General features: G+C 70.2%; 18 protein-coding genes. 16 read left to right on the top strand and 2 right to left on the bottom strand.

Translation table 11 applies throughout. The features are described from left to right. Window positions 1-176: 176 nt before the first annotated feature. Window positions 177-686 (top strand): hypothetical protein, encoded by a 510-nt coding sequence (locus R2S09_RS30155; protein WP_316744448.1) that lies wholly within the window; start codon window positions 177-179, stop codon window positions 684-686. 1,761 nt (window positions 687-2,447) lie between these two features. Next, window positions 2,448-3,896, top strand: coding sequence for a type VII secretion-associated serine protease mycosin (mycP, locus tag R2S09_RS30150; RefSeq protein ID WP_316744447.1), 1,449 nt, complete (start codon window positions 2,448-2,450; stop codon window positions 3,894-3,896). Window positions 3,897-4,112: 216 nt separating this feature from the next. Here the strand turns inward: mycP and R2S09_RS30145 are convergent, their stop codons facing one another. Beyond that, the gene (locus tag R2S09_RS30145) at window positions 4,113-5,681 is read right to left on the bottom strand and encodes an FG-GAP repeat protein (protein WP_316744445.1); all 1,569 of its coding nucleotides are present in this window, start codon (window positions 5,679-5,681) and stop codon (window positions 4,113-4,115) included. 442 nt (window positions 5,682-6,123) lie between these two features. Between R2S09_RS30145 and R2S09_RS30140 the strand changes: the two genes are divergently transcribed. The 4 genes from R2S09_RS30140 (at window position 6,124) to R2S09_RS30125 (ending at window position 18,166) form a co-directional block, all read left to right on the top strand. Next, complete coding sequence (locus tag R2S09_RS30140; protein WP_316744444.1) at window positions 6,124-15,342, top strand: DNRLRE domain-containing protein; 9,219 nt, start codon at window positions 6,124-6,126, stop codon at window positions 15,340-15,342. Further along, a complete protein-coding gene (locus R2S09_RS30135) occupies window positions 15,339-15,926 on the top strand; it encodes an SMI1/KNR4 family protein (RefSeq protein ID WP_316744443.1) in 588 nt (195 codons plus the stop codon). Before R2S09_RS30140 ends, R2S09_RS30135 begins: the two co-directional genes overlap by 4 nt. 130 nt (window positions 15,927-16,056) lie before the next feature. Continuing rightward, window positions 16,057-16,650 carry an SMI1/KNR4 family protein gene (locus R2S09_RS30130; RefSeq protein ID WP_316744441.1) on the top strand — a complete coding sequence of 198 codons (594 nt, stop codon included), beginning with the start codon at window positions 16,057-16,059 and terminating at the stop codon, window positions 16,648-16,650. Between the two features lie 268 nt (window positions 16,651-16,918). Continuing rightward, a complete protein-coding gene (locus R2S09_RS30125; RefSeq protein ID WP_316744438.1) occupies window positions 16,919-18,166 on the top strand; it encodes a hypothetical protein in 1,248 nt (415 codons plus the stop codon). A gap of 113 nt (window positions 18,167-18,279) precedes the next feature. On the opposite strand, the gene R2S09_RS30120 is transcribed toward R2S09_RS30125, so the two are convergent. Then, entirely contained in the window at window positions 18,280-18,744 is a 465-nt protein-coding gene (locus R2S09_RS30120; protein WP_316744437.1) for an ATP-binding protein, read from the bottom strand. Between the two features lie 138 nt (window positions 18,745-18,882). On the opposite strand from R2S09_RS30120, the gene R2S09_RS30115 reads away from it, so the two are divergent. The 10 genes from R2S09_RS30115 (at window position 18,883) to rpsC (ending at window position 25,399) form a co-directional block, all read left to right on the top strand. Beyond that, window positions 18,883-19,728 (top strand): helix-turn-helix transcriptional regulator, encoded by an 846-nt coding sequence (locus R2S09_RS30115; protein WP_316744436.1) that lies wholly within the window; start codon window positions 18,883-18,885, stop codon window positions 19,726-19,728. Then, on the top strand, window positions 19,725-19,916 hold the full coding sequence (locus R2S09_RS30110; RefSeq protein WP_316744435.1) for a DUF397 domain-containing protein: 192 nt from the start codon (window positions 19,725-19,727) through the stop codon (window positions 19,914-19,916). Before R2S09_RS30115 ends, R2S09_RS30110 begins: the two co-directional genes overlap by 4 nt. A gap of 1,037 nt (window positions 19,917-20,953) precedes the next feature. Beyond that, a complete protein-coding gene (gene rpsJ, locus R2S09_RS30105) occupies window positions 20,954-21,262 on the top strand; it encodes a 30S ribosomal protein S10 (RefSeq protein ID WP_003948644.1) in 309 nt (102 codons plus the stop codon). Window positions 21,263-21,278: 16 nt separating this feature from the next. Continuing rightward, window positions 21,279-21,923, top strand: a complete 645-nt coding sequence (rplC, locus tag R2S09_RS30100; protein WP_306190413.1) for a 50S ribosomal protein L3 — start codon at window positions 21,279-21,281, stop codon at window positions 21,921-21,923. An 8-nt stretch (window positions 21,924-21,931) separates the two neighbouring features. Beyond that, window positions 21,932-22,591: a 50S ribosomal protein L4 gene (gene rplD / locus R2S09_RS30095; RefSeq protein WP_306190414.1), complete on the top strand. Its 660-nt coding sequence runs from the start codon at window positions 21,932-21,934 to the stop codon at window positions 22,589-22,591. After that, complete coding sequence (gene rplW / locus R2S09_RS30090) at window positions 22,591-23,010, top strand: 50S ribosomal protein L23 (protein ID WP_306190415.1); 420 nt, start codon at window positions 22,591-22,593, stop codon at window positions 23,008-23,010. Before rplD ends, rplW begins: the two co-directional genes overlap by 1 nt. Before the next feature lie 40 nt (window positions 23,011-23,050). Further along, window positions 23,051-23,887, top strand: coding sequence for a 50S ribosomal protein L2 (rplB, locus tag R2S09_RS30085; RefSeq protein WP_306190416.1), 837 nt, complete (start codon window positions 23,051-23,053; stop codon window positions 23,885-23,887). 12 nt (window positions 23,888-23,899) lie between these two features. Continuing rightward, the gene (gene rpsS / locus R2S09_RS30080; RefSeq protein ID WP_030233885.1) at window positions 23,900-24,181 is read left to right on the top strand and encodes a 30S ribosomal protein S19; all 282 of its coding nucleotides are present in this window, start codon (window positions 23,900-23,902) and stop codon (window positions 24,179-24,181) included. 43 nt (window positions 24,182-24,224) lie between these two features. Next, complete coding sequence (gene rplV / locus R2S09_RS30075; RefSeq protein ID WP_019329637.1) at window positions 24,225-24,572, top strand: 50S ribosomal protein L22; 348 nt, start codon at window positions 24,225-24,227, stop codon at window positions 24,570-24,572. Then, window positions 24,572-25,399 (top strand): 30S ribosomal protein S3, encoded by an 828-nt coding sequence (gene rpsC, locus R2S09_RS30070; RefSeq protein WP_316744431.1) that lies wholly within the window; start codon window positions 24,572-24,574, stop codon window positions 25,397-25,399. The genes rplV and rpsC overlap by 1 nt, the downstream gene beginning before the upstream one ends. Window positions 25,400-25,402: the final 3 nt, after the last annotated feature.

Here is a 25,402-nt window from a genome sequence, read left to right as displayed (position 1 = left end):
GCTGTGCGGCACAGGCTCCTTTCGCTTCGGGCGCACAGCCCGACTCGGGACTGTCACTGGATGTAGCTAGAGTTGTCCCCAAGGCTTCCGCTTACGAACTCACGGGGGAGGACGTTGTGTTGCCGAGCGATGCCGGTTCCGGGGCGGGCGATGAGCCGTCGCCTTTGCTGTCGGGTATGGCGGGGATGTTCGCGGCGACCGGGGCCGCGGCCGTCGGGGCCGCTGCGGCCCTGGCAGCGGAGTACACCTCGTTCACCGAGTTCAAGAAGAGAGTGGACGCCCTGATCCACGATCTGAAGGGCTCCGAGGCCGGCCCCGGCAAGGTCGGCAAGGGCCGGCTCGCGCGCCACGAGTTCGGCGGTGGAGGAGGGGAGTGGTCGGAGGCGGCCGGCCTCCACACGGCCTACGAGACGGTCATCAGCGAACTCGAGACGCTGTCCAAGCTGCTGTCCGACTCCATGGAGGGCATGGGTATCGCGGTCGTGGCCTCGCACAAGGGCTACCGGAACATCGACATCGACGTCCGCAGGCGGATGGCGGCGATCAGCGCGGAGACGACCGAGCACTACGGCGGGACCTACGACCCCTCCCTGCCCAGGAAGACCCACGGTGGCGGCGATGCCGGGGCGAATCCGGACCACCAGGCCGGCCGGGCGCCGGCGGGCGACTCGGGTGGCACGATCTGATGGCGACGGCTGTCTTGCGTACGGCGACGACGGGGGAGGCCTGATGGCAGGGGCAGGCAAGGGGAACGGCGGCGGTACGTCCTTCGAGAGCATGAGCCACGAGCAGATGCTCGCGTGGCTGGACCAGGCGAACGCCGGAGAGGTGCAGGCCGCGGCCGACCGTCTGACCGCGGCCGCCAAGGAGATCCGCAAGATCGCGGACGAGTTGAAGGTCCGCCCGCAGTGGGTGGCCTGGAAGGGCGACGGCGCGGAGGCGTTCCGCACCTGGGCCGACGACCTCGCCAACTCCACCCATCGGCTGGGCGACTTCAGCGAGGACGCCGGGAAGTGGCTGGGCCACGCCTCGGGCGCGATCGCCACCGCCCAGGCGTCGACGCCCCGCGACACCAAGAGCGCCCAGGCCAACCTCGACGCGGCGAACGCCGCCCACAACGACCCGGACGCCGCCGCCGTCCGCACCAAGTCCGCCGGCGAACTCGCCGCCCTCAAGGCCGACCGCGAGAAGGTCCGCCTGGAGGCGGCGGCCCAGATGCGCAAGCTGGGGCAGTCCTACGATCAGTCCGCGACGCAGATGAACTCGCTGGAACGACCGAAGTTCCCGCCGCCGCCGGAAGCATTGGGCTTTTACGCCCCCGACGAGAGCACTGACCTGGCCCGGCCGCAGGGATCGACTTCCGGCGCAGCGAGCGGGAGCGTGCGCGGTGGTAGCCGTCCCAGCACCGTTGGAACCGAGGGCGCGACGCACGACCGCCTGCTGAGGTCTTCGGATCGTGCCGGAACCCCCTCGCCCGCCGGCCCGGTCTCCACCGCACACCACCTACCGCCCGGCGAACCGCGTCCGACCGCGACCGAGCCGGCGAAGGCGCATGTCGCCATTGACTCAGTGAGTGCCCCGCCCGAGGTTCATCAGCACCCCACGAGCCCAACGGGTGCACCTCCCACGACCGTCCGCCCGGACGTAGAGGCACTGCCGCCGACGAGTGGCCCGGTTGCGCCGGTGTCACGCGGGTCCGTACGCATGCCGACGGCACGCGGCGAAGTCGGGAGGACGACCAGCGAGGGGCGCCTGCCAACCCGGCCCGGGCAAGGCCCCGTCGGACCCGGTTCCGGCCGTGGAGTCACCGGTGCCAACCCTTCGCCGAGTCGAAAGCTGCCTGTTTCCGGTGGTCCAGTCGGCCGTGGCCTCCCAGGCGGTACAGGCCCGGCTCCCGGCCGAGGCTCATCGTCCGGTTCTGGAATCTCCGGTGGGCGCCCGACGACCCCCTCCGCAAGTGGCAGGTCGATGGGACGAGTTCCTGGTGGGGTGTTCGGCGGCGAGCCCGCGGGGACTGGCGGCGCGAGCCGCCGCGTGCCGACCGCAGGACCACGAGAGCAGTCGGCTGCCCATGCAACGGGGCCGACCGCTGGGCGGCCCGGGTCTTCCGGGCGCGACGGCATTGTCGGGGGTACGCCACAGCGGGTAGGCCGTGTGCCGGCGCGCCCTGGTTCACCGGTGCCCTCCGCGCCGTCGCGGGGAGGTATCTCCGGTGGCGTGCCCAGCGATGCCGGTCCTCGGGGCGTGCGGGACGCTCCTCGAGACTCGGCTGCTGCTCGGCAACGACGGGAGAAGCAGCGCAAGGACCGTCGCGAGGAACCCCCGACAGCCGACTGAGGACCGGAGGACACGAAAGCATGCACATGCCCATCAGCAGAACACCGCACGGGGTATTCCGAGCCGCTGCCTCGGCGGCCGTAGCCCTCTTGCTGGTGGGAGGGGCGGCCATGCAAGCTCACGCTGACTCCACCCGCTCCAAGCAGTGGTTTCTGGATGCCATGCACGCCGAGGAGATGTGGCGGACGAGTACCGGCAGGGGCATCACCGTCGCAGTGATCGACACCGGGGTCGATCCGACGAACCCCGATCTCAAAGGCCGGGTCCTCGACGGCAAGGACTTTGCACCCACAAGCCGTGCCGGTGATGAGCACACGGACTACGAGGGGCACGGCACAGGGATGGCCGGGCTCATAGCCGGAACAGGTGCCTACGGGGGCGGGAACGGAGCGTTCGGCCTTGCCCCTGGGGTGAAGATCCTCCCGATACGCATGCCGGGTCCCAACGACGTCAACCCGTTCGCCATCTCGGCATCCTTCGGCAAGGCCATTCGCTACGCAGCCGATTCCGGTGCCAAGGTCATCAACATCTCAATGGGTGGCGCGACCAACTCCCCAGATCTGACCGAAGCAGTCACATATGCCCTACGCAAGGGATCATTGGTCTTCGCGGGCGTAGGAAACAAGGGGGACAAGGGAAACCCTGTCGAGTACCCGGGGGCGACGCCCGGGGTGGTCGGTGTGGCAGCGGTCGGCAAGGACCTCAAGCGAGCTGCCTTTTCTGAGTACGGCCCCCAAGTGGACGTCTCGGCCCCGGGCACGGACATGGTCCATGCGTGCGGCGGCAAGACGGGCCTCTGCAAGACCGGGGGCACCAGTGACGCCACCGCCCTCGCCTCCGCCAGTGCCGCTCTCATCTGGTCCAAGCACCCGGCCTGGACCAACAACCAGGTCCTCCGCGTCATGCTCAACACCATCGGCGCGCCCACCGACGGCGCCAAGCGCAACGACTCCATCGGCTACGGGATCGTGCGGCCGCGGATCGCGCTGCAGGACCCGGGCGATCCGGGGCCGGCGGACGTCTATCCGCTGCCGGACCTGGCGGCGGAGTCGTCGGCGCCGGCCGAGCCCTCGTCCGCACCGTCGGGCAAGGACTCCGGCGCCGCACAGGACCGAGGTGTCGCGGCGGGCGCGTCCTCCGGGGACGACGGCGGCAACGGCATGCTGTGGATCGGGCTGGGTGCCGGCGCGGTCGTGGTCGTGGGAGGAGCCGTGGCGGCCGCCGCTGTCGCCAGGCGCCGGCGTTCCGGCGGGAGGATGAGCAGAAAGGACGCGGTGGCCGCGGCCTCCCGCTATCTGAACACCACCGCGTACCCGGAGAAGGCCGGTTCCGTGGTCGTCTTCCCGGACTCGGGAACCGACTTCGCCTACGGCTGGACGTTCCGCTTCGATTTCAGGGAGCACATGGAGACCGGCGACGCGTCGAAGGCTCCGTTCAGCGCTGTCGTCGTGGTGCCCCACGACTCGACGGCGGTCCACCTCGCTCCCACCTTCCCGGCGACGGAGCAGTACATGGCGATGCGGGCAGCAGGCACTTGGCCTCCGGTCCAAGCACACTGATCGACGCAGCGGTTCTGTTCGATCGGCGTCCACGAGGAGCAGGTCCCGGCCCGGCTCGGTCACCGCGGTGGGGCGTCGCGGTGGAAGGGGCGGCCCCGCGGCGCCCGACCGGAGGCCCGACGGTGAGGCGCCGCCAGCTCGAAGGTGTCCGGGCATCATCCCCGGCACCGTTCTCATGCCTGCGAAGCTGACGGCGTCCGCCCGCACGTTCCCGTCTCAGTGGGCCAGCGCGATACCGAAGGCGTCGCCGTCGCTGCCGGCCGAGAAGCCGAGGTCTCCCTCGGCGAGGGCGGTGGCCGATTCGAGCGTGCCCGGCTTGACCTTGAGGACCGTGACCGTGCCGGCCGCGTTGCCGGGGGCGCCGATCAGGGGTTCGACGCGGCCGTTGCCGTCGGTGTCCAGGGCGCCGACGGTCCAGCCGAAGTGGTCGCCCTCGGCCACTGTGCCGGGCACTCCGGCGGTGTCCTGGTCGATCCACATCGCGCCCTTGGTGGTGAGGCCGCCGGTGGCGTTGCCGAAGAGGATCATGGAGGCGCCGGCGCCCTTGGCCGAGCCGACCGCCTCGCTGCGCATGCCGACGACCAGGTCGTCCACGCCGTCGCCGTCGAAGTCGCCCGCGGCGAGGGAGGCGGCGAAGTAGTCCTCGGTCTCGGGGCCGCCGGAGATGCCGGGGGAGTCCTGGTCGAACAGTTTGACGCGGCTGGTGGCGGACAGGCCCTGGGCGCTGCCGTAGAACACCGCGAACCGGCCGGCGGCTCCCTTGTCGCTCACCTCCTCGTCGGAGACGCCGACGGCCACGTCCGCGTACGCGTCGTCGTTGAAGTGGCCGACGGTCAGCGCGCTGCCCACGAACTCGCCGATGTCGGTGACGTTGCCGGCGTCGACGTATCCGCCGGAGGCCGGGACGCCGTTCTTGATGGGCCCGTACATGATGTGCAGCGAGCCCCGGTCGGAGCTGCCGGGGATCTGCTCGCCGATGGTCGCGGAGATCAGATCGCCTACGCCGTCGCCGTTGACGTCGGCGACGGCGAGCTGTTCGCCGAAGCGGTCCTCGGCCTCGGGACCGCCGGGGACGTTCTGCGTGGACTGGTCGATCTCGATGGTGTCGGCGGCGTTGAGGCCGGTGGGTGTGCCGAACATGATCTTGATGGTGCCGGCGTTGGGCTGGCCGCCCGCGTTGTCGAGGGGCTGGCCGACGGCGAGGTCGCAGTAGCCGTCGCCGTTGACGTCTCCCGTGGCCAGGGAGTAGGCGAAGATCTCGTCCTTGGCGACTGTGCCGGGGTAGTTGGCGGTGTCCTCGTCGAAGCTCTCGGTCGTTGAGTTGTAGATGCCGCCGGAGCTGCCGTAGTGCACGGTGAGCATGCCGGCGCCCTCGGTGGTGCCGATGGCCTCCAGTGGGGAGGAGACCGCGAGGTCGGCGTAGCCGTTGTTGTCGAAGTCGCAGCTGGCCACCGACTGGCCGAAGCTGTCGTCGGTCTCCGGGTCGCCCGGCACGCCGGGTGAGGCCTGGTCGATGCGGACGGCGGTGCTCGCCGGGCCGGTGGAGGTGCCGTTGGCGATGACGACCGAGCCTGCGCGTGCGGCGCCGCTGACGGTGTTGCCGGGCAGGCCGACGGTGAGGTCGGGTATGCCGTCGCCGTTGAAGTCGTAGGGCTTGGCGGCACCTCCGGATCCGGCCACGAGGGCGACCGTGGTCACCACACCCGCGCAGACGAGCAGGGCGATGGCCGCCGGCCATGCCCGCAGACGGCGCTTGGTTGCCTTCTCGGCCTTCTCTTCGGCCATGACTGCCTTTCAATCCTTCGCGGCCGGGGGCGATTCCGTGACGGGAAACCGACATGCCGGCTCCCATGACGGAAGGCGGACCACTGCCGTGGCGACCTTGGTCCGCGTGAACGAGCCGCAGGTTATCCCGCTGATCGTCTCGAAATGATCACGGTCGGCGGGGCCTTTCGGGAGGTTGTCAGGGGGTGGCCGAATTCGTTTGCCCCAGGTCGCATGGGGTAGCAGGCCGGTTGAAGGCTCTGTGGCGACCCTGTGAGCAGTGGACGTATCGGCGCATCTCGTTATCAATCCGTTGTCATGTGCATGGTCTTGGGTGTACTGGATCATTTACCGTGTACGCCGCCCGGGTGCACCCACCGTGCTTGCCGAGTGCATCCGGCTCCCTGCTTCCGGCCGATCGCCCCGCACGCGGGCGATCGGCCTTGTGGTGTGAAGGAGTTCCGTGTCCCGCCGCCTCCGCCTCCGCTCGCTCGCGGGCTTCCGGCGCCCCCGGCCCGGTCGGCCCGGGCGCCCCGCTCGTGCCGTCGCCCTGACGTCAGGCGGTGTGCTCCTGGCGCTGTGCGCGACCCTGCTGCCGGCGCCCGCGCTGACGCCTTTCGTCCAGACCGCCGAGGCCGCGCCCTGGCCGGACGGGAAGGCTCCGGCACAGCGCTCCGGCACCGCGGCGGGCAGGAAGCACGAGGTCGGCGCCGGCCGTACCGACGCCACCGGCCGCAACAAGCTCGATGCCGGTGACCTGAAGGCGGGCAAAGGCGCCCTGCCGCTGCACAAGAGCGGCACCGGCTTCACACCCGTCCAGCCGAAGGTGAGGAAGACGCCCCTGCGGCCGCACACCACGGGCGGCGGGCAGGCGGCACTCAGCGGCTACGATCCCAAGCGCAGCGTCGAGCTCGCCGGCGAACGCACCGCCACGACCAAGGAGTTCCGCAACCCCGACGGGACCCGCACCACCCGCGTCTACACCGAACCGGTGCACTACCGGGGTGCGGACGGCACCTGGAAGGCGATCGACACCTCCCTGGTCCCGGCGGCCGAGGCCAAGGGGGCACCCGGGGCGGCGAAGGACGGCGACCGGCTCGCCGCCGCCTCCGACGACACCGGACTCACCCTGGCCGAGCGCGGCGACGATCCCACGCTGGCCGAACTCGAGGTCGACGACGGCCGGCACCGGGTCGGCTTCGGTGTCGCCGGGGCCACCGGCACCACCGCCGAGGTCCACGACGACGCCGCCCGCTACGACGGCGTGCGCCGCGACTCCGACATCGTCCTGCGGGCCGTGCACGGCGCGGTCAAGGAGACCATCGTCCTCGACTCGGCCCGCGCGCCGCACGAGTGGACGTTCCCCCTCCACCTCGACGGGCTCACCCCGTCCCTCGACACGCACGGCGCCGTCCTGCTGAAGGACGCCAAGGGCGCGGTGCAGGCCGTCATCCCCAAGGGGTGGATGGAGGACTCGGCCCACGATGCGAAGACCGGCGGCCCGGCCCTGTCCGACGACGTGGACTACCAGCTGGTCAGGACCGGCGGGAACTGGTCGCTGAAGGTCCGGCTCGACGACGCCTGGCTGAACTCGCCGGAGCGTGGGTTCCCGGTGCGGGTGGATCCCAGCGTCGACGACATCGACGACAACGGCGACTCCTTCGTCCAGGACACCTACGCCGACACGAACTTCGCCGGCGACGACGAGCTGAAGATCGGCAGCTATGACGCCGGGACCAACAGGGCCATCAGCTACCTGAAGTTCGACAACGTCACCAGCCAGCTGAAGGACCGTTACATCCTCAACGCGGACCTCGGCCTCTACAACGTGTGGTCCTCCAGCTGCTCCGCCCAGGACATGACGGTGCGACAGGTCACCGGCTCGTGGAGCTCCACCACGGTCACCTGGAACAACCGCCCGGCGAGCTACGACGACCTCATCGCCACCGACTCCTTCGCCTACGGCGAGAACTGCGGCGGCTCCAAGTGGCGCGTCATCGATCTGGGCAACAAGGGCGTCGACTTGGTCCAGGGATGGGTCGACGGCTCGGTCAAGAACTACGGACTCGCCCTGTGGGCCGACTTCGCCACCTCCGGCCCCTGGAAGCGCTTCGGCAGCGCCAACTCCGCGAACAAGCCCTATCTGGCCATCACCCACAGCGCCTACGGCGCGAAGTACACCGTCGGCTCCCAGACCGCCCCGCTGACCGGCGGCCAGAGCGGTGAGGTCAGCGTCAACGTCAAGAACCTCGGCGACTTCACCTGGGAACCGCTCGGCTGGAACGAGGTCCGCCTCGGCACCCGCGTGCGCGACTACGACACCGGCGCCCTGATGGGCCAAGAGGCCTTCACCCGCCTCAACGAGCGCCTCACGCCCGGCGACGACGCCACCCTCAGTGCCCGAATACCCCCGCTGCCGCCGGGCAAGTACAAGATCAACTTCGATATGCAGCGGCTGCGGGACCAGAAGTGGTTCTCCAGCGAGAGCGTGCCCGTCGCCACGGTGACCGTCACCTCGCAGGACGTCGGCCCGCGCATCACCGACGTCTACCCCAGCCCGGGCGGCCAGGTCGGCAGCCTCACCCCGGCCCTGTTCATGGACACCGAGTCCATCGACCACTATCCGGCCGGCGCGGCCATCGAGCACTACTTCGAGGTCTGCTCCGGCACGGCCGACGCCCCCACCGGCTGCGTCAACTCCGGCTGGCAGACCAAGCGCACCTGGAACGTTCCGGCGTCCACGCTGACCTGGGGCAAGCAGTACATCTGGCGCGTCAAGGCGCGTGAGAACGGCCTGGAGACCCCACTCAGCTCCTTCTACACCTTCACCACCGCCGTGGAGCAGCCCGCGATCACCTCGCACCTCGGCGGTCAGGGCCCCGGCGCCGACGGCCGCGAGGTCGATCCCGCCGTCGGCAACTACACCACCACCGACACCGACGCGACCGTCGCCACGGCCGGCCCCGGCCTGACCGTCACCCGCACCTACAACAGCCGCGACCCGCGCTCCGACAACGCCTTCGGTGCCGGCTGGTCCACCCGCTACGACATGCGGATCGAGCCCGACGACGACGGCACCGGCAACGTCGTGGCCACCCTGCCCACCGGGCGCCAGGTCCGCTTCGGCAAGAACCCCGACGGCAGCTACGCGCCCCCCTACGGCAGCTTCTCCACGCTGACCGCGGTCACCGGCGGCGGCTGGAAGCTGGCCGACAAGGACCAGACGACGTACGTCTTCGACGGCGGCGGCCGGCTCACCCAGGTCACCGACTACCGGGGCCGCGAGCAGACCCTCTCCTACGACTCCTCCGGCGCGCTCACCACGGTCACCGCCACCGGCGGCCGCGCCCTGCACCTGACCTGGACCGGCGGCCATGTCGCCACCGTCACCACCGATGCCCCCACGTCCGGTGCCACCCCGCTGACCTGGAAGTACACCTACGACGGCGACCGGCTGACCCTGGTCTGCGGGCCCGAGGACGCCCTCGGCCACTGCACGGCGTACGGCTACGGCGACGGCTCGCACCACCGCACCGTCGTCCACGACGCCGGGCCGTTCTCCTACTGGCGTCTGGACGAGAAGGACGGCGCCACCGACGCGGCCAGCGACCTGCCGCTCGACCGCGACGAGCACGCCGGCACCTACAACGACGTCCAGCTCGGCACCGCCGGCGCTCTCGCCGGCAGCCCCGACACGGCGGCGACCTTCAACGGCACCACGTCCTACGTCCAACTGCCGGACCAGCTCATATCCGACACCCCGTACCTGACCGCCGAGCTGTGGTTCCGCACCACAGGCAGCGGCGTCCTCCTCAGCTACCAGGACCACACCCTGGAGGAGGCCACACCCGTCAAGCTGACCCCCGCCCTGTACGTGGGCACGGACGGCAAGCTGCGCGGAGAGTTCTGGAACGGCACCGCCGCCCCCATCACCTCCTCCGCCACCGTCAACGACGGCACCTGGCACCAGGCGGCCCTGACCGCCGCCGGCAACACCCAGACGCTGTACCTGGACGGCGCGGAGGTCGGCAGCCTCTCCGGCGACATCACCCAGTACGACCAGCGCTTCGTCTACCTCGGCGCCGGCTACTGGAACAACTGGCCCGCCACCACGGGCACCACCGGTCACCTCGCCGGTGACATCGACGAGGCCGCCGTCTACACCCGCCCCCTCGGCGCCCGCACGATCGCCGAGCAGCACGCCTCCGCCGCCGTCGCCCAGCAGCTCACCAAGGTGACGCTGCCCAGCGGCCGGGTGCACTCCACGGTCGCCTACGACACCGTGCACGACCGGGTGTCCTCCTACACGGACGCCGACGGCGGCACGTACCGGCTCTCCGACCTCGCCCTGACCGGTACCGAGGCCAAGCCCGCCACCGACGACCAGCCGGCCGTCGCCGGGACCACCACGCTCACCGTCACGGTCACCGACCCCGACCAGCGCACGTCCAGCTACACCTACGACCCGCTGCAGGGCGACCGGCTCATCGGCCAGACCGACGCGGCGGGCAACAGGGGCACCTTCACCTACGACACCGGCGGCTACCTGGCGGCCACCACGGGCCCCGACGGCTCCGTCACCCGCTTCGGCAACGACGTGCGCGGCAACAAGGTCTCGCAGACGACGTGCCGCGACGCGGCGGACGAGAGCACCTGCCACACCTCCTACTACAGCTACTACCTGAACCCGGACGACCCGCTCGACCCGCGCAACGACCAGCTCACCGCCGAACGCGACGCCCGCTCGGCGACCGCGACCGACGACACCTACAAGACGTCCTACGGCTACGACACCCACGGCGACCGGACCTCCACCACCACCCCGGCCACCGCGGACTTCCCCTCCGGCCGCACCGAGTCGTTCACCTACACCGACGGCACGGAGACCGCGGTCGGCGGCGGCACGGTCCCGGCGGGCCTGCTCGCCACCAGCACCGACCCGCGCGGCGCGGTGACCCAGCGGTCCTACACCGCGGCCGGCGACCTGGCGCAGGTCACCGACCCTGCGGGCGTCGTCACCGACTACACCTACGACGCGCTCGGCCGCGAGACCAGCAGCACGGTCACCTCGGACGCGTATCCGGACGGCGTCACCACGACCACCGCCTACGACGGCGAGTCCCGCCCGCTCACGGTCACCGGCCCGGCCACCACCAACAAGGTCACCGGTGCCGGCCACCAGGCGCGCACCACGTACACCTACGACGAGGACGGCAACACCCTGACCGAGTCCGTCGCCGACCTCCTCGGCGGCGACACCACCCGCACCACCACGCGGGCCTACGACACCCACGGCCGCCTGGCCACCCTCACCGACCCCGAGGGCGGCCAGGAGACGTACACCTACGACGTCCACGGCCACCAGACCACCCGCACCATGCCCGGCCAGGGCACCTTCCGGTACGCCTACACGGCGCTCGGCCAACTGGCCACGGTGACGCTCACCGGATACACCGGCGACCCGAACAATCCGTCGACCGCCGCGGACGTCGTCCTCGACTCCTACGCGTACGACCCGGCCGGCCGCCTCGCCGAGCACACCGACGCGATGGGCCGCACCACCCGGACCACGTACTACGACGACGGCCTCCAGGCGCAGCAGATCCTGACCGGCTTCCACGACCCGGACGGCTCGACGCGCGACCTGGTGCTGAGCGACCGGACGTACGACGCCGCCGGGAACCTGGTGAGCGAGACCACCGGCAACGGCAAGGTCACCACGGCGTACGAGATCGACGCCGCCGGCCGCACCACCGCCGAGGTCCTCGACCCCTCCGGCCTGGCCCGCCGTACCGCGTACACCTACGACGCGGGCGGCGCGGTGCTCACCGAGACCCGCACCGGCGCGGGCGGCACCCGCGCCGAGCAGGTCACCTACCAGCGCAACACCAACGGTGACGTCACCCGGCAGACGGTCGAGAACGGCACGGACGACCTGGTCACCACCTACCAGGTCGACGACCGCGGCCTCGTGGTCTCCGAGACCTCCCCGCGCGGCAACGTCTCGGGCGCCGACCCGGCCTCGTACACCAGCGACTACACCTACGACGCCCTCGGCCGCCTGGTCGAGACCCGCCAGGCCCCGGTGACGGCCGAGACGCAGCAGTCGTCGGCCTCCGTCCGCCCGACGGCCACCGTCGGCTACGACACCTTCGGCGAGCCGACCGACGCCCGCGACCCCAACGGCGACGTCACGCACACCGCGTACGACCGGCTGGGCCGCACGACGGACACGACCCTGCCGGACTACACCCCGCCGGGCGCCTCGACCCCGCTGACCAGCACCGTCTCCCGCACCTACGACGCGGCGGGCAACCTGGCGAGCGAGACCGACGCCCTCGGCAAGGTCACCACCTACACCTACGACCAGCTCGGCAACCTCGCCAAGGCGGAGGAACCGGCCCCCGAGGACGGCGCCGCCGCCCCGGTGTCCACGTTCACCTACGACCTGCTGGGCGAGCGGCTGTCCGCGACCGACCCGACGGGTGCCCGCACCGAGGCGACCTACGACGACCTCGGCCGCCAGGTCACCTCGACCGTGCTCGAACGCCGCCCGGCGCCGGGCGCGTTCACCACGACGCTCACCTACGACGACGCGGGCAACCTGCTGTCGACGAAGAGCCCGACCGGCCTGACCACGTCCGGCACCTTCAACGCGGCGGGCGACCCGCTCACCGTGACGGACACCGCGGGCGGCGTCACGTCGTACACCTACGGCCCCACCGGCCTGCCCGCCTCCGTCACGACCCCGCAGGGCCGCACCACCCGCACCACGTACGACCTGGCGGGCCGGACCACCCAGGTCACGGACGAGGACAGCACCGGCACGCAGCTGCGGACGACGAGCTCGACGTACGACGCGGACGGCAACCCGGTCACGGTCACCGACGCCCTCGGCCACACGGACCATCAGACGTTCGACGCGCTCGGCCGGCTGACGAAACTGGTCGAACCGGTCGACGCCGACACGTCGATCACGACGACGTACGGCTACGACGCGGCCGGCGACCGCACCCGCATGACGGACGGCCGCTCGAACACCACCTGGTACACCTTCACCAGCCGCGGCACGCCGGAGTCGGTGGTGGAGCCGTCCACCACGGCCTACCCGGACGCCGCGGACCGCACCTGGACGATGGTGTACGACAAGGCCGGCCGGGCGGTGAAGGAGCTGAAGCCGGGCGGTGTGACGGTGCAGCGCACCTTCGACGCGCTGGGCCGTGTCACCGGGACCACCGGCTCGGGCGCCGAGGCGTCGACCACCTCCGACACCTACGGCTACGACGCGGCCGGCCGCCTGACCTCGGCGAGCGCACCCGGTGGCACGGACACCTTCACGTACGACGACCGGGGTGACCTGCTGTCGTCCGACGGCCCGTCGGGCAGCGCCACGTTCACGTACGACGAGGAGGGCCGTCTCACCGGCCGCACCGACGCGGCGGGCCGGGCCGCCTTCGGCTACGACGCCGCGGGCCGGCTGGACTCGGCGGCGGACCCGCTGACGCAGACCACGCAGACGTACGGTTACGACTCGGCCTCGCGGCTGACGTCGGTGGCGTACGGCTCCGGCGGCGCGACCCGCACGCTGGGGTACGACACCCTGGACCGCCTGACCTCGGACGAGATGAAGTCCCCGTCCGGCACGACGACGGCGTCGACGACCTACGGCTACGACAAGGCGTCCCGTCTGAAGACCAGGACCTCGACGGGCACGGCCGGTTCGGGCACCCAGTCCTACGACTACGACTGGGCGGGCCGCCTGACCAGCTGGACCGGCGTCGACGGCACGGTCACGTCCTACACCTGGGACGCGGCGGGCAACCGCACCGGTGCCGGCGGCGTGACGGCGACGTACGACGAGCGCAACCGGCTGCTGTCGGCCGGGGGCACGGCCTACACGTACTCGGCGCGCGGCGGCCGGACCGGCAGCACGGACGCGAACGGTTCGCACACCGCGGCGTTCGACGCCCTGGACCGGATGGTCTCGGCGGACGGTACGGCGTACGCGTACGACGCGCTGGGCCGCCTGACCGAGCAGGGCGCGGCGACGCTGACGTACGCGGACCAGTCGAACAGCCCGGTGGCGGCCGGCGGCCGGTTGATCGCGCGTGACCCCTCCGGTTCCGCGCTGTCGACGGCGAACACGGACGGCACCGGCGCGGCCTCGGTCCTGGCGGATCTGCTGCACGGCGACGTGACCGGCTCGTTCGACCCGGCCACGGGCACGCTGGACGACTCCACAGGCTACGACCCGTTCGGCCAGGTCACGGCCCAGTCGGGCACCAAGGGCGCGCTGGGCTACCAGGGTGCGTACACCGACCCGGACACGGGCCAGGTGAACATGCACACCCGCTGGTACGACCCGGCGACGGGCGGCTTCTCGGCCCGCGACTCCTGGACGCTGAGCCCAGTGCCCTCCGGCAACGCCAACCGCTACGCCTACGGCAACGGCGACCCGCTGACCAGCACGGACCCGAGCGGCCACTGCATCGAGGACGCCTGCATCGGCGAAAGCATCCTGCTGGTCGGACTGCTCGGTTCGCTGAGCTCCTCAGCCGCCTACCAGCAGAGCCACCCCATCCACCTCGACTGGAGCTGGGACTGGCACTGGCCGTGGAGCCACAGTTCGTCCTCCAGCGCCACGTCCTCCTACAGCCTGTCGCTGCCGCATGTGAACGTGTCGTCGCTCGCGGACGCGATCGAGGCACAGGCGGCGCGGTTCGCGGACACGGACACCGCTCCCCGATGCCGCAGCGGGTGCGGCCATCGTGGCCCCGGCACCCGCCCGTACCGGGAGCCGTACCGCAATCCCTGGCGGGACCCGACGCGCGCCCCCCGGGGCCCGCGCGGCCCGCAGAAGCCCCCGCCGCCCCCGCCTCCGCCGTGGGCCGCGCTCATCAAGGCCGCCCTGAACCATGTCGCCGCCCGGCTGCTCTCGCACGCGGACGAGGACACGGAGCACAAGCAGTACGTCGACGATTCGCTCACGAAGTCCCAGAAGGACCTGAACCTCACCGACAAGGAACTGCACAAGTACTTCAAGTACTTCCCGACCCTGAAGGACGACAGGAAGTTCCGCGAGGAGTTCAAGAACTTCATCACGAGCACCACGGAGAACAACAAGAACCGCTGCTACAACGGCAGTGGGACGGCCTGGGTCTACTACATGCCGTTGGACTCGGCGAACGGCAACCGGGCCACTGGCGTCGTGGGCTGTCTCAGGGCCAGGGGCATCGACTACCGCGGCCGGGGACGCAAGCTCGACTCCAAGAAGAACACCGAGATCGTCGGCGGTGACACCAACCGCAGCAACAAGCGGCTGCCCTCCGACCCCGCCGGCTGGCAGGACGGCGACGGCACCCTCGGCTTCCAGCGGGGCCACCTCCTCGCCCGCGAACTGGGTGGGCGTGGCCGAGAGCCGCGGAACCTGGTCAAGCTGTACAAGACGGCCAACAGCCCGATCATGCAGACCTTCGAGGGCAAGGTGAGGGCCCGCCTCGATGCGGGGGAGACCGTCTTCTACACGGCCATCCCCACATACGCGAAGAACGGCCAGACCGTGCCCGACACGGTGCAGTTGGTGGCCCTGGGAGACCAGGGATATGTTGGCCACTGCACGGTGTACAACACAGTGAACGGGCTCCCCAAGGGCGGGGGCGGACTGGACCCTGGCTGTAAATGAGCATTCCCGAACTGGCGCGCGACGCCGGGCTGACGGAGCCCCGGCGGTACGTCGTCGACTGGGCGCGTGTCGAGGCCGAACTCGGCACGCGCCTGCCGGCGGACTACAAGGAGTACGTCTACTGGTTCGGCCCGGGGCGCTTCGACGACTACTTCTTCGTGAGCGTCCCCGGCGTCGAGAACTCGAACATCGAGTTCATGTCGAACCTGCGTGACGAGGCCGAGGCCTACCGCTACCGCAACGGTTCGGCCGAGTTGCCGCCCGTGCCCGTGCCGTTCTTCCCGGAGCCGGGTGGCTGGCTGCCGTTCCTGGTCACTACGGAGGGCTCCACCGTCTTCTGGGTCACTGCCGGCGACGATCCGGACCGGTGGACGATCGGCAGCCGGAACGGGCTGTGGGACCTGCAGCGCTTCGACGGCGGTTTCGCGGAGTTCCTCCGCCAGGCCGTCTGGGACACCGTCGAGCTCGAAGCCATCCCGGAGTACGACGACGAGCCGCCCCTGGTGTTCCACCCCGACGACGGTTCGTGGCGGGGTGGCGCGGGCGGGCGCCTGGAGGCGTACGGGCGTTTCGAGACCACCTGAGCGCGGGTCCCGGCAGTATGGAGCGTCGGGTTCCGGCGGCGGTGCGGCGTGAGAGAGACCAGCGGGCCGTCTCCGACGCGACGAGTGCGATTCCGGGTGGCGGCGGTGGATCGGATCAGGAGTGTCGGAAGTGAGTGTCGAAAGACTGGCCCGTGACGTCGGCATCGAGGCGCCTCGGCGTTTCGTGGTCGACTGGCAGCGGGCCGAGTCCGAGATCGGGACGCGACTTCCCCGGGACTACAAGGAGTACGTCTACTGGTTCGGCCCCGGCAGCTTCGATGATTACCTGATCATCTGCGTGCCCGGTGTCAGTAACAGCCACACCGAACTGGCAGCCCGACTCGCGAGGGAGCGGAGTTGGGAGGCCGCGCTGACCACACCCCGGCGCAGGGCGAAGGGTCTCGTTTCGCCGTTCTTCCCGGAGCCCGGCGGATTCCTGCCCTTCGGGTTCACCGTCGATGGTGACGGACTGTACTGGGTCACGTCCGGTGACGACCCCGACCGGTGGATCGTCGCCGGCCGCGGGCGCGGTTTTGAACCCACCTGTACCAGCGGGGGTTTCGTCGACTTCCTTCACACCTTTGTCTGGGACACCGTGGAGATGATGTTCATCGCCGAGACGGAAGGCGACGTGCCGATCCCCTTCGAACCGGACACCGGAGAATTCCCGGAGGGCGGTACGGGTGAGCGTCTGGAGGCGTACGGGCGTTTCGAGGACGCCTGACGGCGGCGCCGGCCGAGCGGACGAAGAAGCGGCCGGTCCGCCGTCAAAGTGACGTCCGGTGCAGGTGGGGCCGCGCGCCGACCGGGGCATGGCTCAGCCCCGTACCGGTTCGATCACGGCTTTCACACGGTCCTGTTCACCACGCGTAGTTGGCGAAAACAATGCCATTCGGCGATCTTGTCCGGCCGTCCGGCCGCCCCTCCGGCCGCGCGCCCGCCGCCGCTGTGTCCCGCATCCCCTGTGCGTCCTTCTCGATGAGAGCGAGCCCGTGAGCACCGTCCCCCCTCCCGAACACCCCGACGAGCGGCCCGGTGAGGGGTCCTCGATACCCGACGAGCAGTGGGAGGCGTTCCTGCGCGACGCCGCCGAGGAGGGTGGCCGAAACGCGCCGAAGGAGCCGTCCGCGCGGGCGCGGATGGTGACTCGGCGGCTGCGGGAGCGGGACGAGGCGGTGCAGGCCCGGGCGGGCAAGGGCGGCGGTCGGCGGTGGTGGCGGAAGCGGCAGCCGGAGCCGCAGCCCTGGACGCCGCCGGGGTGGCGGACCGGGCCGGCCTGGCAGGAGATGAACGGGCGGAGCCGTCGGCGCCGCACGGTGGGTTCCGCGATCGCGGTGTTGCTGGCCGCGGCGCTCGCCGTGGTCGCCGTACGCCCGTCCCTGCTGCTGGACCGATTCCCCGGCCACGAGTCGGACGCGTCCGCGGCGGCCGAGTCCTCGTCGCCGCTTCCGGCCGAGACATCGCTGCCGACCGGCGCGCCGGCCGCGGTCGCCGCCTCCGGACTACCCACCCGCGCACACCCGTTCCGCGGTTCGCCCGCCGTCCGGTGGGGCGACGGTGCCGACGCCATCGAACTGCCGCCCGCGAAGGCCGTTCCGGGGCTGAGCAAGGACGAAGTGGCGCTGGCGTTGCGCCGCACCAAGGAGTTCCTCGTCGCGGCCAATCTCGATCCGGCCGTTCTGCGCGGCGGTCGTCCCGACAAGGCACTGGCGCTGCTCGACCCGAAGAACCAGGATCTGCTGTCCGATCTGCGGAAGTGGCTGCACGAGCCGTCGCATGACAATGACCCCACCGTCCTCTTCAGCCGCTTCGACCCCGACGAGGCGGTCCTGGCCGGTGATGCGATCAAGGTCCGCGGGCACATGACGTTCGAAGCCGCCCGACGCGGTGAGGTGCGGGTGCACGCCGACTACACCTTCGTCTACCCGCTGGTGCGGGCACATGGGGGCAGCGATGTCGTGGCCCGCAGCATCATCCGCCGTTCCCTCACCGTGACCATGGCGGACCCGCGCCGGTGGACGGCTACCGCGGGCAAGCTCTGGGTCGAGGGCTGGAACGGGAGTTACGGCAACGACGCGTGCGGGGTCGACGACGGCTACTTCCACCCGGGCTTTCCCGACGACGGTCCGACGGGTGCACCTCCCACCGGTCCCACCGAGGACCCGTACGACCGCAGCCACCCTCTGGACGACGACTCCGACTCCGGGGCCGGGGAGTGCGGTACGGTCACGCGGACGTGACGCGAGCACCGTACCGGCGCGTCCTCGCCCCTCTCCGGGTCAGTCATGCCGTTCGGCCGGCCTTCTCCCGAGACCCTCTGAAGCGTTGATCACACGCTGCGCCGCTTCGTGGCTCACCGGCGCGGGACGGTCCGCGATCCGGTGGGCCCGGTCGTCGTCACCTCGGCCCAGACGGTCTTGCGCGGGGGCGGGCCGGGGATGACGCCCCAGCGGTCGGCGAGGGCGTCCACGAGGAGCAGGCCACGGCCGGACTCGGATTCGGCGTCGGCGGCAACGGGGTGCGCGTGCGGCAACCGGTCACCCCGCGTGTCGGTGACCTCGATACGGAGGGTGTCACCGACGACGTACAGCAGCAGCGCGAAGTCTCGGCCGGGGACGCGGCCGTGGGTGGCGGCGTTGGCCGCCAGCTCGGCGACGAGGTGCTCCGCCGGGTGCAACGGCAGCCCCCAGACGCGCAGTTGCTCGGCGGCGAGGAGACGGGCGAGACGTGCGCCGCGAGGTGTGGGAGACAGCTGAAGTCTGAAGTTCCTGACGGGGGACGCGCGATGGATTTCAGGGACACTCGTTTCCTGGTTCACGTCACTCAGCGTGGCGGGACCTGCTTCCGTTGGTGAGTGACAACACCTGTACGTACCGTCACTGTCCCGGCTTTTGTCTCGGCTGTCTCGGCTGTCTCGGGCGTTGTAGAGGCAGGAGTACGCGCCGAAGGAGGAGTCGTGGGCGAGGGTGCCGACGAGGCGGGCTGGGATGTTGAGCCGGGCGACGAGATCGAGCCCGTGGTGCAGGCGGTGGGGCGCCTGCTCAAGGTGTGCCGGGAGGCGGCCGGTATGAGAGTCGCAGAGCTGGGGGCAGCCCTCGGCTACGGCGAGGACATGATCCGCAAGATCGAGCGCGGGGCGCGTATTCCCCGGCCGGAGCTCCTGGACAGGGCGGACCGGATCCTGAAGGCGCAAGGGCATCTGAGGGCCTTCATGGAGGACATGAAGAAGGCCCGGTATCCGAAGAAGGTGCGGCAGCTGGCGGAGATGGAGGAGCGGGCCGTGGAGATGCTGCTCTACAGCAACCACAACATCCACGGCCTGTTGCAGACGGAGGAGTACGCGCGAGCGCTGCTTCGCACCTGGCGTCCGGCCTACTCGCCGGACGAGCTGGAGCGCATGGTGGCCGCGCGGATCGCCCGGAAGACCGTCTTCGAGCGCTCACCCGCACCGGAGTTGAGCTTCGTCCTGGAAGAGGTGACGCTGCGCCGCCCGATCGGGGACACAATGGTGTTGCGCCGGCAGCTCGAACACATGGTGGAGGTGGCGCGGTTGCCGTTCGTGGAGCTCCAGGTGATGCCCACCGCCCGCGCGAACCACCCAGGGACAGGTGGGCTTGTCGAAATGTTGAAGTTCGCAGATGGTACGGCGGTAGGCCGTACCGACGGTGACTTCGGGGGCCGCCCTGTCTCTCACCCCAGGCAGCTCCGCGTCCTCGATCTGCGCTATGGCATCATCCGGGCTCAGGCGCTCACGCCAGAGGAGTCTCTGGTGTTCATCGAGCAAGCGCTGGGAGAACTATGAGCACCCCGGAACTTCGCTGGTTCAAGAGCAGCTACAGCAGCAGCAGCAATGGCAACGACTGCCTCGAAGTCGCCCCCACCCCCACCACCATCCACATCCGCGACTCCAAGAACACCGACGGCCCCCGGCTCGCCGTCCCCCCGGCAGCCTGGGCGCACTTCATCGCGTACGCCTCGCGGAGCGTCTAGACAGCCACGCACGGCGCTGGGCGGCAGCTACCGCTCCGGGACGAGCTGTGCCGAGCTGGGGCGGTGACGCGCAGCACGCTGCTCCGCGTCCCGCGCGGTGTCTCGGAGGATCCCGCGGCCTACGTCACGGTGCGTGCGGCCTCGTCCCGGTACGCCGCCGAGCAGCCGGCCGCCGTACCACGCTGCGCCACCGGCTACGGCCTCACCGTTCCACCCGCCCGGACCTCGTGCGTGTTCGGCGTCTCTGGACGCCGTCACCACCCGCGTCCGCAGAGACCTCGGTGATGCGGAGGCGGACGGAATGGCGATGCCACGGTCTGATCCCGGTGCCGGCGGGGATACGGCCGGGACCAATACCGCGGACGACGCGGCCACCGCCGGTGCGCCCGCCGGTCCGGCAGCGGCCGGCGGTCCTTGCCGCAGAACGGATCAAGCAGGTCGACGAGACGATGCGCGAGACGCCGTACGGTGCTGTCTCCACCACGACACGGCCGGAACCCGGCACCCCCGCTCGCCGCGGTGCAGGCAGAGTGCCACGAGCATTCTGTTCCCTTCGGGACCGGCCGGGCGCTCAAGATCGATACCCCGCCCCGCCCCCGTTTGACCTCTGCCCCGCTCGGAGTATTGTCTCCGGCCCGATTGGCATCCGCCCCGCCCGCTATGGCAGACTGTCCGAGTTGCTCGGTCGAGTGTTGATGCTGCACGCCTCCCGCCGGGAGGACCGGAAGCGAGTCCCACAGTACTCGTCGCCCTAACTGCCTCACGGCAGCGCTGGGGCGGACGTACGGGAATCTTCCGGGAAGTGTGGGCGCGGCACCGGCCAGGCGCCCGGTGGGCCACGCGTCGGCATGACGGACGCGCACTCCCGGTCCTGCGGTTCCGGACGGGCCGCACTCCCATGCAGGGATGTTCGAACAAGGGGCATCTGTGTCAGCGGGAGCGCGACACGCCCGACCGCGTGGGTCGGAGAAAGCCAAGGGAAACCAGGGAAACACCGGGTTCCAGAGCGTGAGAAGAGACAGGACTACGAAGTAGCCATGGCGGGACAGAAGATCCGCATCCGGCTCAAGGCCTACGACCACGAGGTCATCGACTCCTCGGCGAAGAAGATCGTCGAGACGGTGACCCGTACCGGTGCGTCGGTCGCGGGCCCGGTGCCGCTGCCCACTGAGAAGAACGTGTACTGCGTCATCAAGTCGCCGCACAAGTACAAGGACTCGCGCGAGCACTTCGAGATGCGCACGCACAAGCGCCTGATCGACATCCTCGACCCGACCCCCAAGACCGTTGACTCTCTGATGCGACTCGACCTGCCGGCCGGTGTCGACATCGAGATCAAGCTCTGAGGCTGGTGGGCTGAGAATGGCTAAGCAGATCAAGGGCATCCTGGGCGAGAAGCTCGGCATGACGCAGGTGTGGGACGAGAACAACCGTGTTGTTCCGGTCACCGTCGTCAAGGCCAGCCCCAACGTCGTGACCCAGGTTCGTACGAACGACGTCGACGGCTACGAGTCGGTCCAGATCGCCTTCGGCGAGATCGACCCGCGCAAGGTGAACAAGCCCCTCAAGGGTCACTTCGCCAAGGCCGACGTCACCCCCCGTCGTCACCTCGTCGAGATCCGCACCGCGGACGCCTCCGAGTACACGCTGGGCCAGGAGATCACCGCCGAGGTGTTCGAGGCCGGCGTGAAGGTCGACGTCACCGGCAAGAGCAAGGGCAAGGGCTTCGCCGGTGTCATGAAGCGTCACAACTTCGGTGGCCTCGGCGCCGGTCACGGCACCCAGCGCAAGCACCGCTCTCCCGGTTCCATCGGTGGCTGCGCCACCCCGGGCCGTGTGTTCAAGGGCCTCCGCATGGCGGGTCGCATGGGCAACGAGCGGGTCACCACCCAGAACCTGACCGTCCACGCCGTTGACGCGGAGAAGGGTCTGCTGCTCATCAAGGGCGCGGTTCCCGGTCCGAACGGCGGCCTCGTCCTGGTCCGCACCGCGGCCAAGGGGGCCTGAGGTAACCGATGAGCACTGTTGACATCCTTTCGCCGGCGGGCGAGAAGGCCGGTTCCGTCGAGCTCCCCGCGGAGATCTTCGGCGTTGAGAAGGTCAGCGTTCCGCTGATCCACCAGGTCGTCGTCGCGCAGCTGGCCGCCGCCCGTCAGGGCACGCACAAGACCAAGACCCGCGGCGAGGTCCGCGGCGGTGGCAAGAAGCCGTACCGCCAGAAGGGCACCGGTCGCGCCCGCCAGGGTTCGACCCGCGCGCCGCAGTTCGCCGGTGGTGGCGTCGTGCACGGTCCCGTGCCGCGCGACTACTCGCAGCGGACCCCGAAGAAGATGAAGGCCGCGGCCCTGCGCCACGCCCTCACCGACCGGGCCCGCCACAACCGCATCCACGTCGTCACCGGCGTGGTCGAGGGTGAGACCGCCTCCACCAAGGCCGCCCGGACGCTGTTCGGCAAGATCTCGGAGCGCAAGAACCTGCTCCTGGTCGTCGACCGCGCCGACGAGGCCGCGTGGCTGTCCGCCCGCAACCTGCCCCAGGTCCACATCCTGGAGCCGGGCCAGCTGAACACGTACGACGTTCTCGTCTCGGACGACGTGGTCTTCACCAAGGCCGCTTTCGAGTCCTTCGTCGCCGGCCCGAACAAGGCCAACGACACCGAAGGGAGCGAGGCCTGATGGCTACGCGTCACCCCTCCATCGCCTCGAAGGCCGCCAAGGCCGCCAAGGCCGCGCGCGTCGCCAAGGCGCGTCGCCACGCCGCCGAGGGCAAGAACACCGTCGAGACCCCGCTGAGCAAGTCGTACACGGACCCCCGTGACGTCCTGCTCAAGCCGGTCGTCTCGGAGAAGAGCTACGCGCTCCTCGACGAGAACAAGTACACGTTCATCGTCGACCCGCGTGCCAACAAGACCCAGATCAAGGAGGCCGTCCAGGCGGTCTTCGAGGTCAAGGTCACCGGGGTCAACACGATCAACCGCCAGGGCAAGCGCAAGCGGACCCGCACCGGCTTCGGCCAGCGTGCCGCCACCAAGCGCGCGATCGTGACCCTCGCCGAGGGCGACCGTATCGACATCTTCGGCGGTCCGACCGCCTGACGGCGGTCCGGATCGTCCGATATCGGACGAGGACTGAGAAATGGGTATCCGCAAGTACAAGCCGACGACTCCTGGCCGTCGTGGCGCCAGCGTCGCCGACTTCGTCGAGGTCACGCGGTCCACGCCGGAGAAGTCGCTGGTCCGTCCCCTGCACAGCAAGGGCGGCCGTAACAATTCCGGTCGTGTGACCGTTCGCCACCAGGGTGGCGGACACAAGCGCGCCTACCGCGTGATCGACTTCCGTCGTCACGACAAGGACGGCGTGCCGGCGAAGGTCGCGCACATCGAGTACGACCCCAACCGCACCGCGCGCATCGCGCTGCTGCACTACGCGGACGGCGAGAAGCGCTACATCCTCGCGCCGCGTGGCCTGTCGCAGGGCGACCGCGTCGAGAACGGTCCCGGGGCCGACATCAAGCCGGGCAACAACCTGGCCCTCCGCAACATCCCGGTCGGTACGACGCTGCACGCGATCGAGCTCCGTCCGGGCGGCGGCGCCAAGTTCGCCCGCTCCGCCGGTGCCTCCGTGCAGCTGCTCGCGAAGGAGGGCTCGATGGCCCACCTCCGCATGCCCTCCGGTGAGATCCGCCTGGTCGACCAGCGCTGCCGCGCCACCGTCGGCGAGGTCGGCAACGCCGAGCAGAGCAACATCAACTGGGGCAAGGCCGGCCGCAAGCGCTGGCTGGGCGTCCGTCCGACCGTTCGCGGTGTGGCGATGAACCCGGTTGACCACCCCCACGGTGGTGGTGAGGGCAAGACCTCGGGTGGCCGCCACCCGGTCAGCCCCTGGGGTCAGAAGGAAGGTCGTACTCGTGCTCCCAAGAAGGCGAGCAACAAGTACATCGTCCGCCGCCGCAAGACGAACAAGAAGCGCTAAGGACGGGTTGAGATGCCTCGTAGCCTGAAGAAGGGGCCCTTCGTCGACGACCACCTGATGAAGAAGGTGGACGCCCAGAACGAAGCCGGCACCAAGAACGTCATCAAGACCTGGTCCCGCCGCTCGATGATCGTCCCGGCCATGCTGGGCCACACGCTCGCGGTGCACAACGGCAAGACCCACATCCCGGTGTTCGTCACCGAGTCCATGGTCGGCCACAAGCTCGGCGAGTTCTCGCCGACGCGCACCTTCCGGGGTCACGTCAAGGAAGACCGGAAGTCGAAGCGCCGCTAGCAGCGGATCGCATTCAGACACGTAAGTAACTGAAGGGACAACCATGGAAGCCAGGGCCCAGGCGCGGTACATCCGCGTCACGCCCATGAAGGCCCGCCGCGTGGTGGACCTCATCCGTGGCATGGACGCCACGGAGGCCCAGGCTGTTCTGCGATTCGCTCCGCAGGCAGCCTCCGTGCCGGTCGGCAAGGTGCTCGACAGCGCCATCGCCAACGCCGCGCACAACTACGACCACACCGACGCCGACAGCCTCTACATCTCCGAGGCCTACGTCGACGAGGGCCCGACCCTGAAGCGGTTCCGTCCGCGTGCCCAGGGCCGTGCCTACCGGATCCGCAAGCGGACCAGCCACATCACCGTGGTCGTCAGCAGCAAGGAAGGAACCCGGTAATGGGCCAGAAGGTAAACCCGCACGGGTTCCGGCTCGGTGTCACGACCGACTTCAAGTCGCGTTGGTACGCCGACAAGCTCTACAAGGACTACGTCAAGGAAGACGTCGCCATCCGTCGGATGATGACGTCCGGCATGGAGCGCGCCGGCATCTCCAAGGTCGAGATCGAGCGCACCCGTGACCGTGTGCGTGTGGACATCCACACCGCGCGTCCGGGCATCGTCATCGGCCGCCGTGGCGCCGAGGCCGACCGCATCCGCGGCGACCTCGAGAAGCTCACCGGCAAGCAGGTCCAGCTGAACATCCTCGAGGTCAAGAACCCCGAGACCGACGCTCAGCTCGTGGCCCAGGCCGTCGCCGAGCAGCTCTCCTCCCGCGTCTCCTTCCGCCGTGCCATGCGCAAGAGCATGCAGTCGGCGATGAAGGCGGGCGCCAAGGGCATCAAGATCCAGTGCGGTGGCCGCCTCGGCGGCGCCGAGATGTCCCGCTCGGAGTTCTACCGCGAGGGCCGTGTGCCCCTGCACACGCTCCGTGCGAACGTGGACTACGGCTTCTTCGAGGCCAAGACGACCTTCGGCCGCATCGGTGTGAAGGTCTGGATCTACAAGGGCGACGTCAAGAACATCGCCGAGGTCCGCGCCGAGAACGCCGCCGCCCGAGCGGGTCAGCGCCCGTCGCGCGGCGCCGGCGAGCGCCCGGCCCGTGGTGGCCGTGGTGGCGAACGGCGCGGTCGCAAGCCGCAGCAGCAGGCTCCGGCCGCCGAGGCCCCCAAGGCCGAGGCTCCGGCCGCTGCCGCTCCGGCTGAGAGCACCGGAACGGAGGCCTGACCG

Source organism: Streptomyces sp. MK7, assembly GCF_032658145.1.
GTDB classification, from domain to species: Bacteria; Actinomycetota; Actinomycetes; order Streptomycetales; family Streptomycetaceae; genus Streptomyces; species Streptomyces spiralis.
The sequence above is the reverse complement of the archived record's forward strand: the minus strand, read 5'-3'. Positions and strand labels throughout refer to the sequence as shown.

Excerpts from the sequence above, each read along its gene's own strand:
- rplV (WP_019329637.1), top strand. The coding sequence starts at position 24,225 with ATGGAAGCCAGGGCCCAGGCGCGGTACATCCGCGTCACGCCCATGAAG.
- rpsC (WP_316744431.1), top strand. The coding sequence starts at position 24,572 with ATGGGCCAGAAGGTAAACCCGCACGGGTTCCGGCTCGGTGTCACGACC.
- R2S09_RS30135 (WP_316744443.1), top strand. The coding sequence starts at position 15,339 with ATGAGCATTCCCGAACTGGCGCGCGACGCCGGGCTGACGGAGCCCCGG.
- R2S09_RS30110 (WP_316744435.1), top strand. The coding sequence starts at position 19,725 with ATGAGCACCCCGGAACTTCGCTGGTTCAAGAGCAGCTACAGCAGCAGC.
- rplC (WP_306190413.1), top strand. The coding sequence starts at position 21,279 with ATGGCTAAGCAGATCAAGGGCATCCTGGGCGAGAAGCTCGGCATGACG.
- rpsJ (WP_003948644.1), top strand. The coding sequence starts at position 20,954 with ATGGCGGGACAGAAGATCCGCATCCGGCTCAAGGCCTACGACCACGAG.
- rplW (WP_306190415.1), top strand. The coding sequence starts at position 22,591 with ATGGCTACGCGTCACCCCTCCATCGCCTCGAAGGCCGCCAAGGCCGCC.
- rpsS (WP_030233885.1), top strand. The coding sequence starts at position 23,900 with ATGCCTCGTAGCCTGAAGAAGGGGCCCTTCGTCGACGACCACCTGATG.
- mycP (WP_316744447.1), top strand. The coding sequence starts at position 2,448 with ATGCAAGCTCACGCTGACTCCACCCGCTCCAAGCAGTGGTTTCTGGAT.
- R2S09_RS30145 (WP_316744445.1), bottom strand. The coding sequence starts at position 5,681 with ATGGCCGAAGAGAAGGCCGAGAAGGCAACCAAGCGCCGTCTGCGGGCA.
- rplB (WP_306190416.1), top strand. The coding sequence starts at position 23,051 with ATGGGTATCCGCAAGTACAAGCCGACGACTCCTGGCCGTCGTGGCGCC.
- rplD (WP_306190414.1), top strand. The coding sequence starts at position 21,932 with ATGAGCACTGTTGACATCCTTTCGCCGGCGGGCGAGAAGGCCGGTTCC.
- R2S09_RS30155 (WP_316744448.1), top strand. The coding sequence starts at position 177 with ATGGCGGGGATGTTCGCGGCGACCGGGGCCGCGGCCGTCGGGGCCGCT.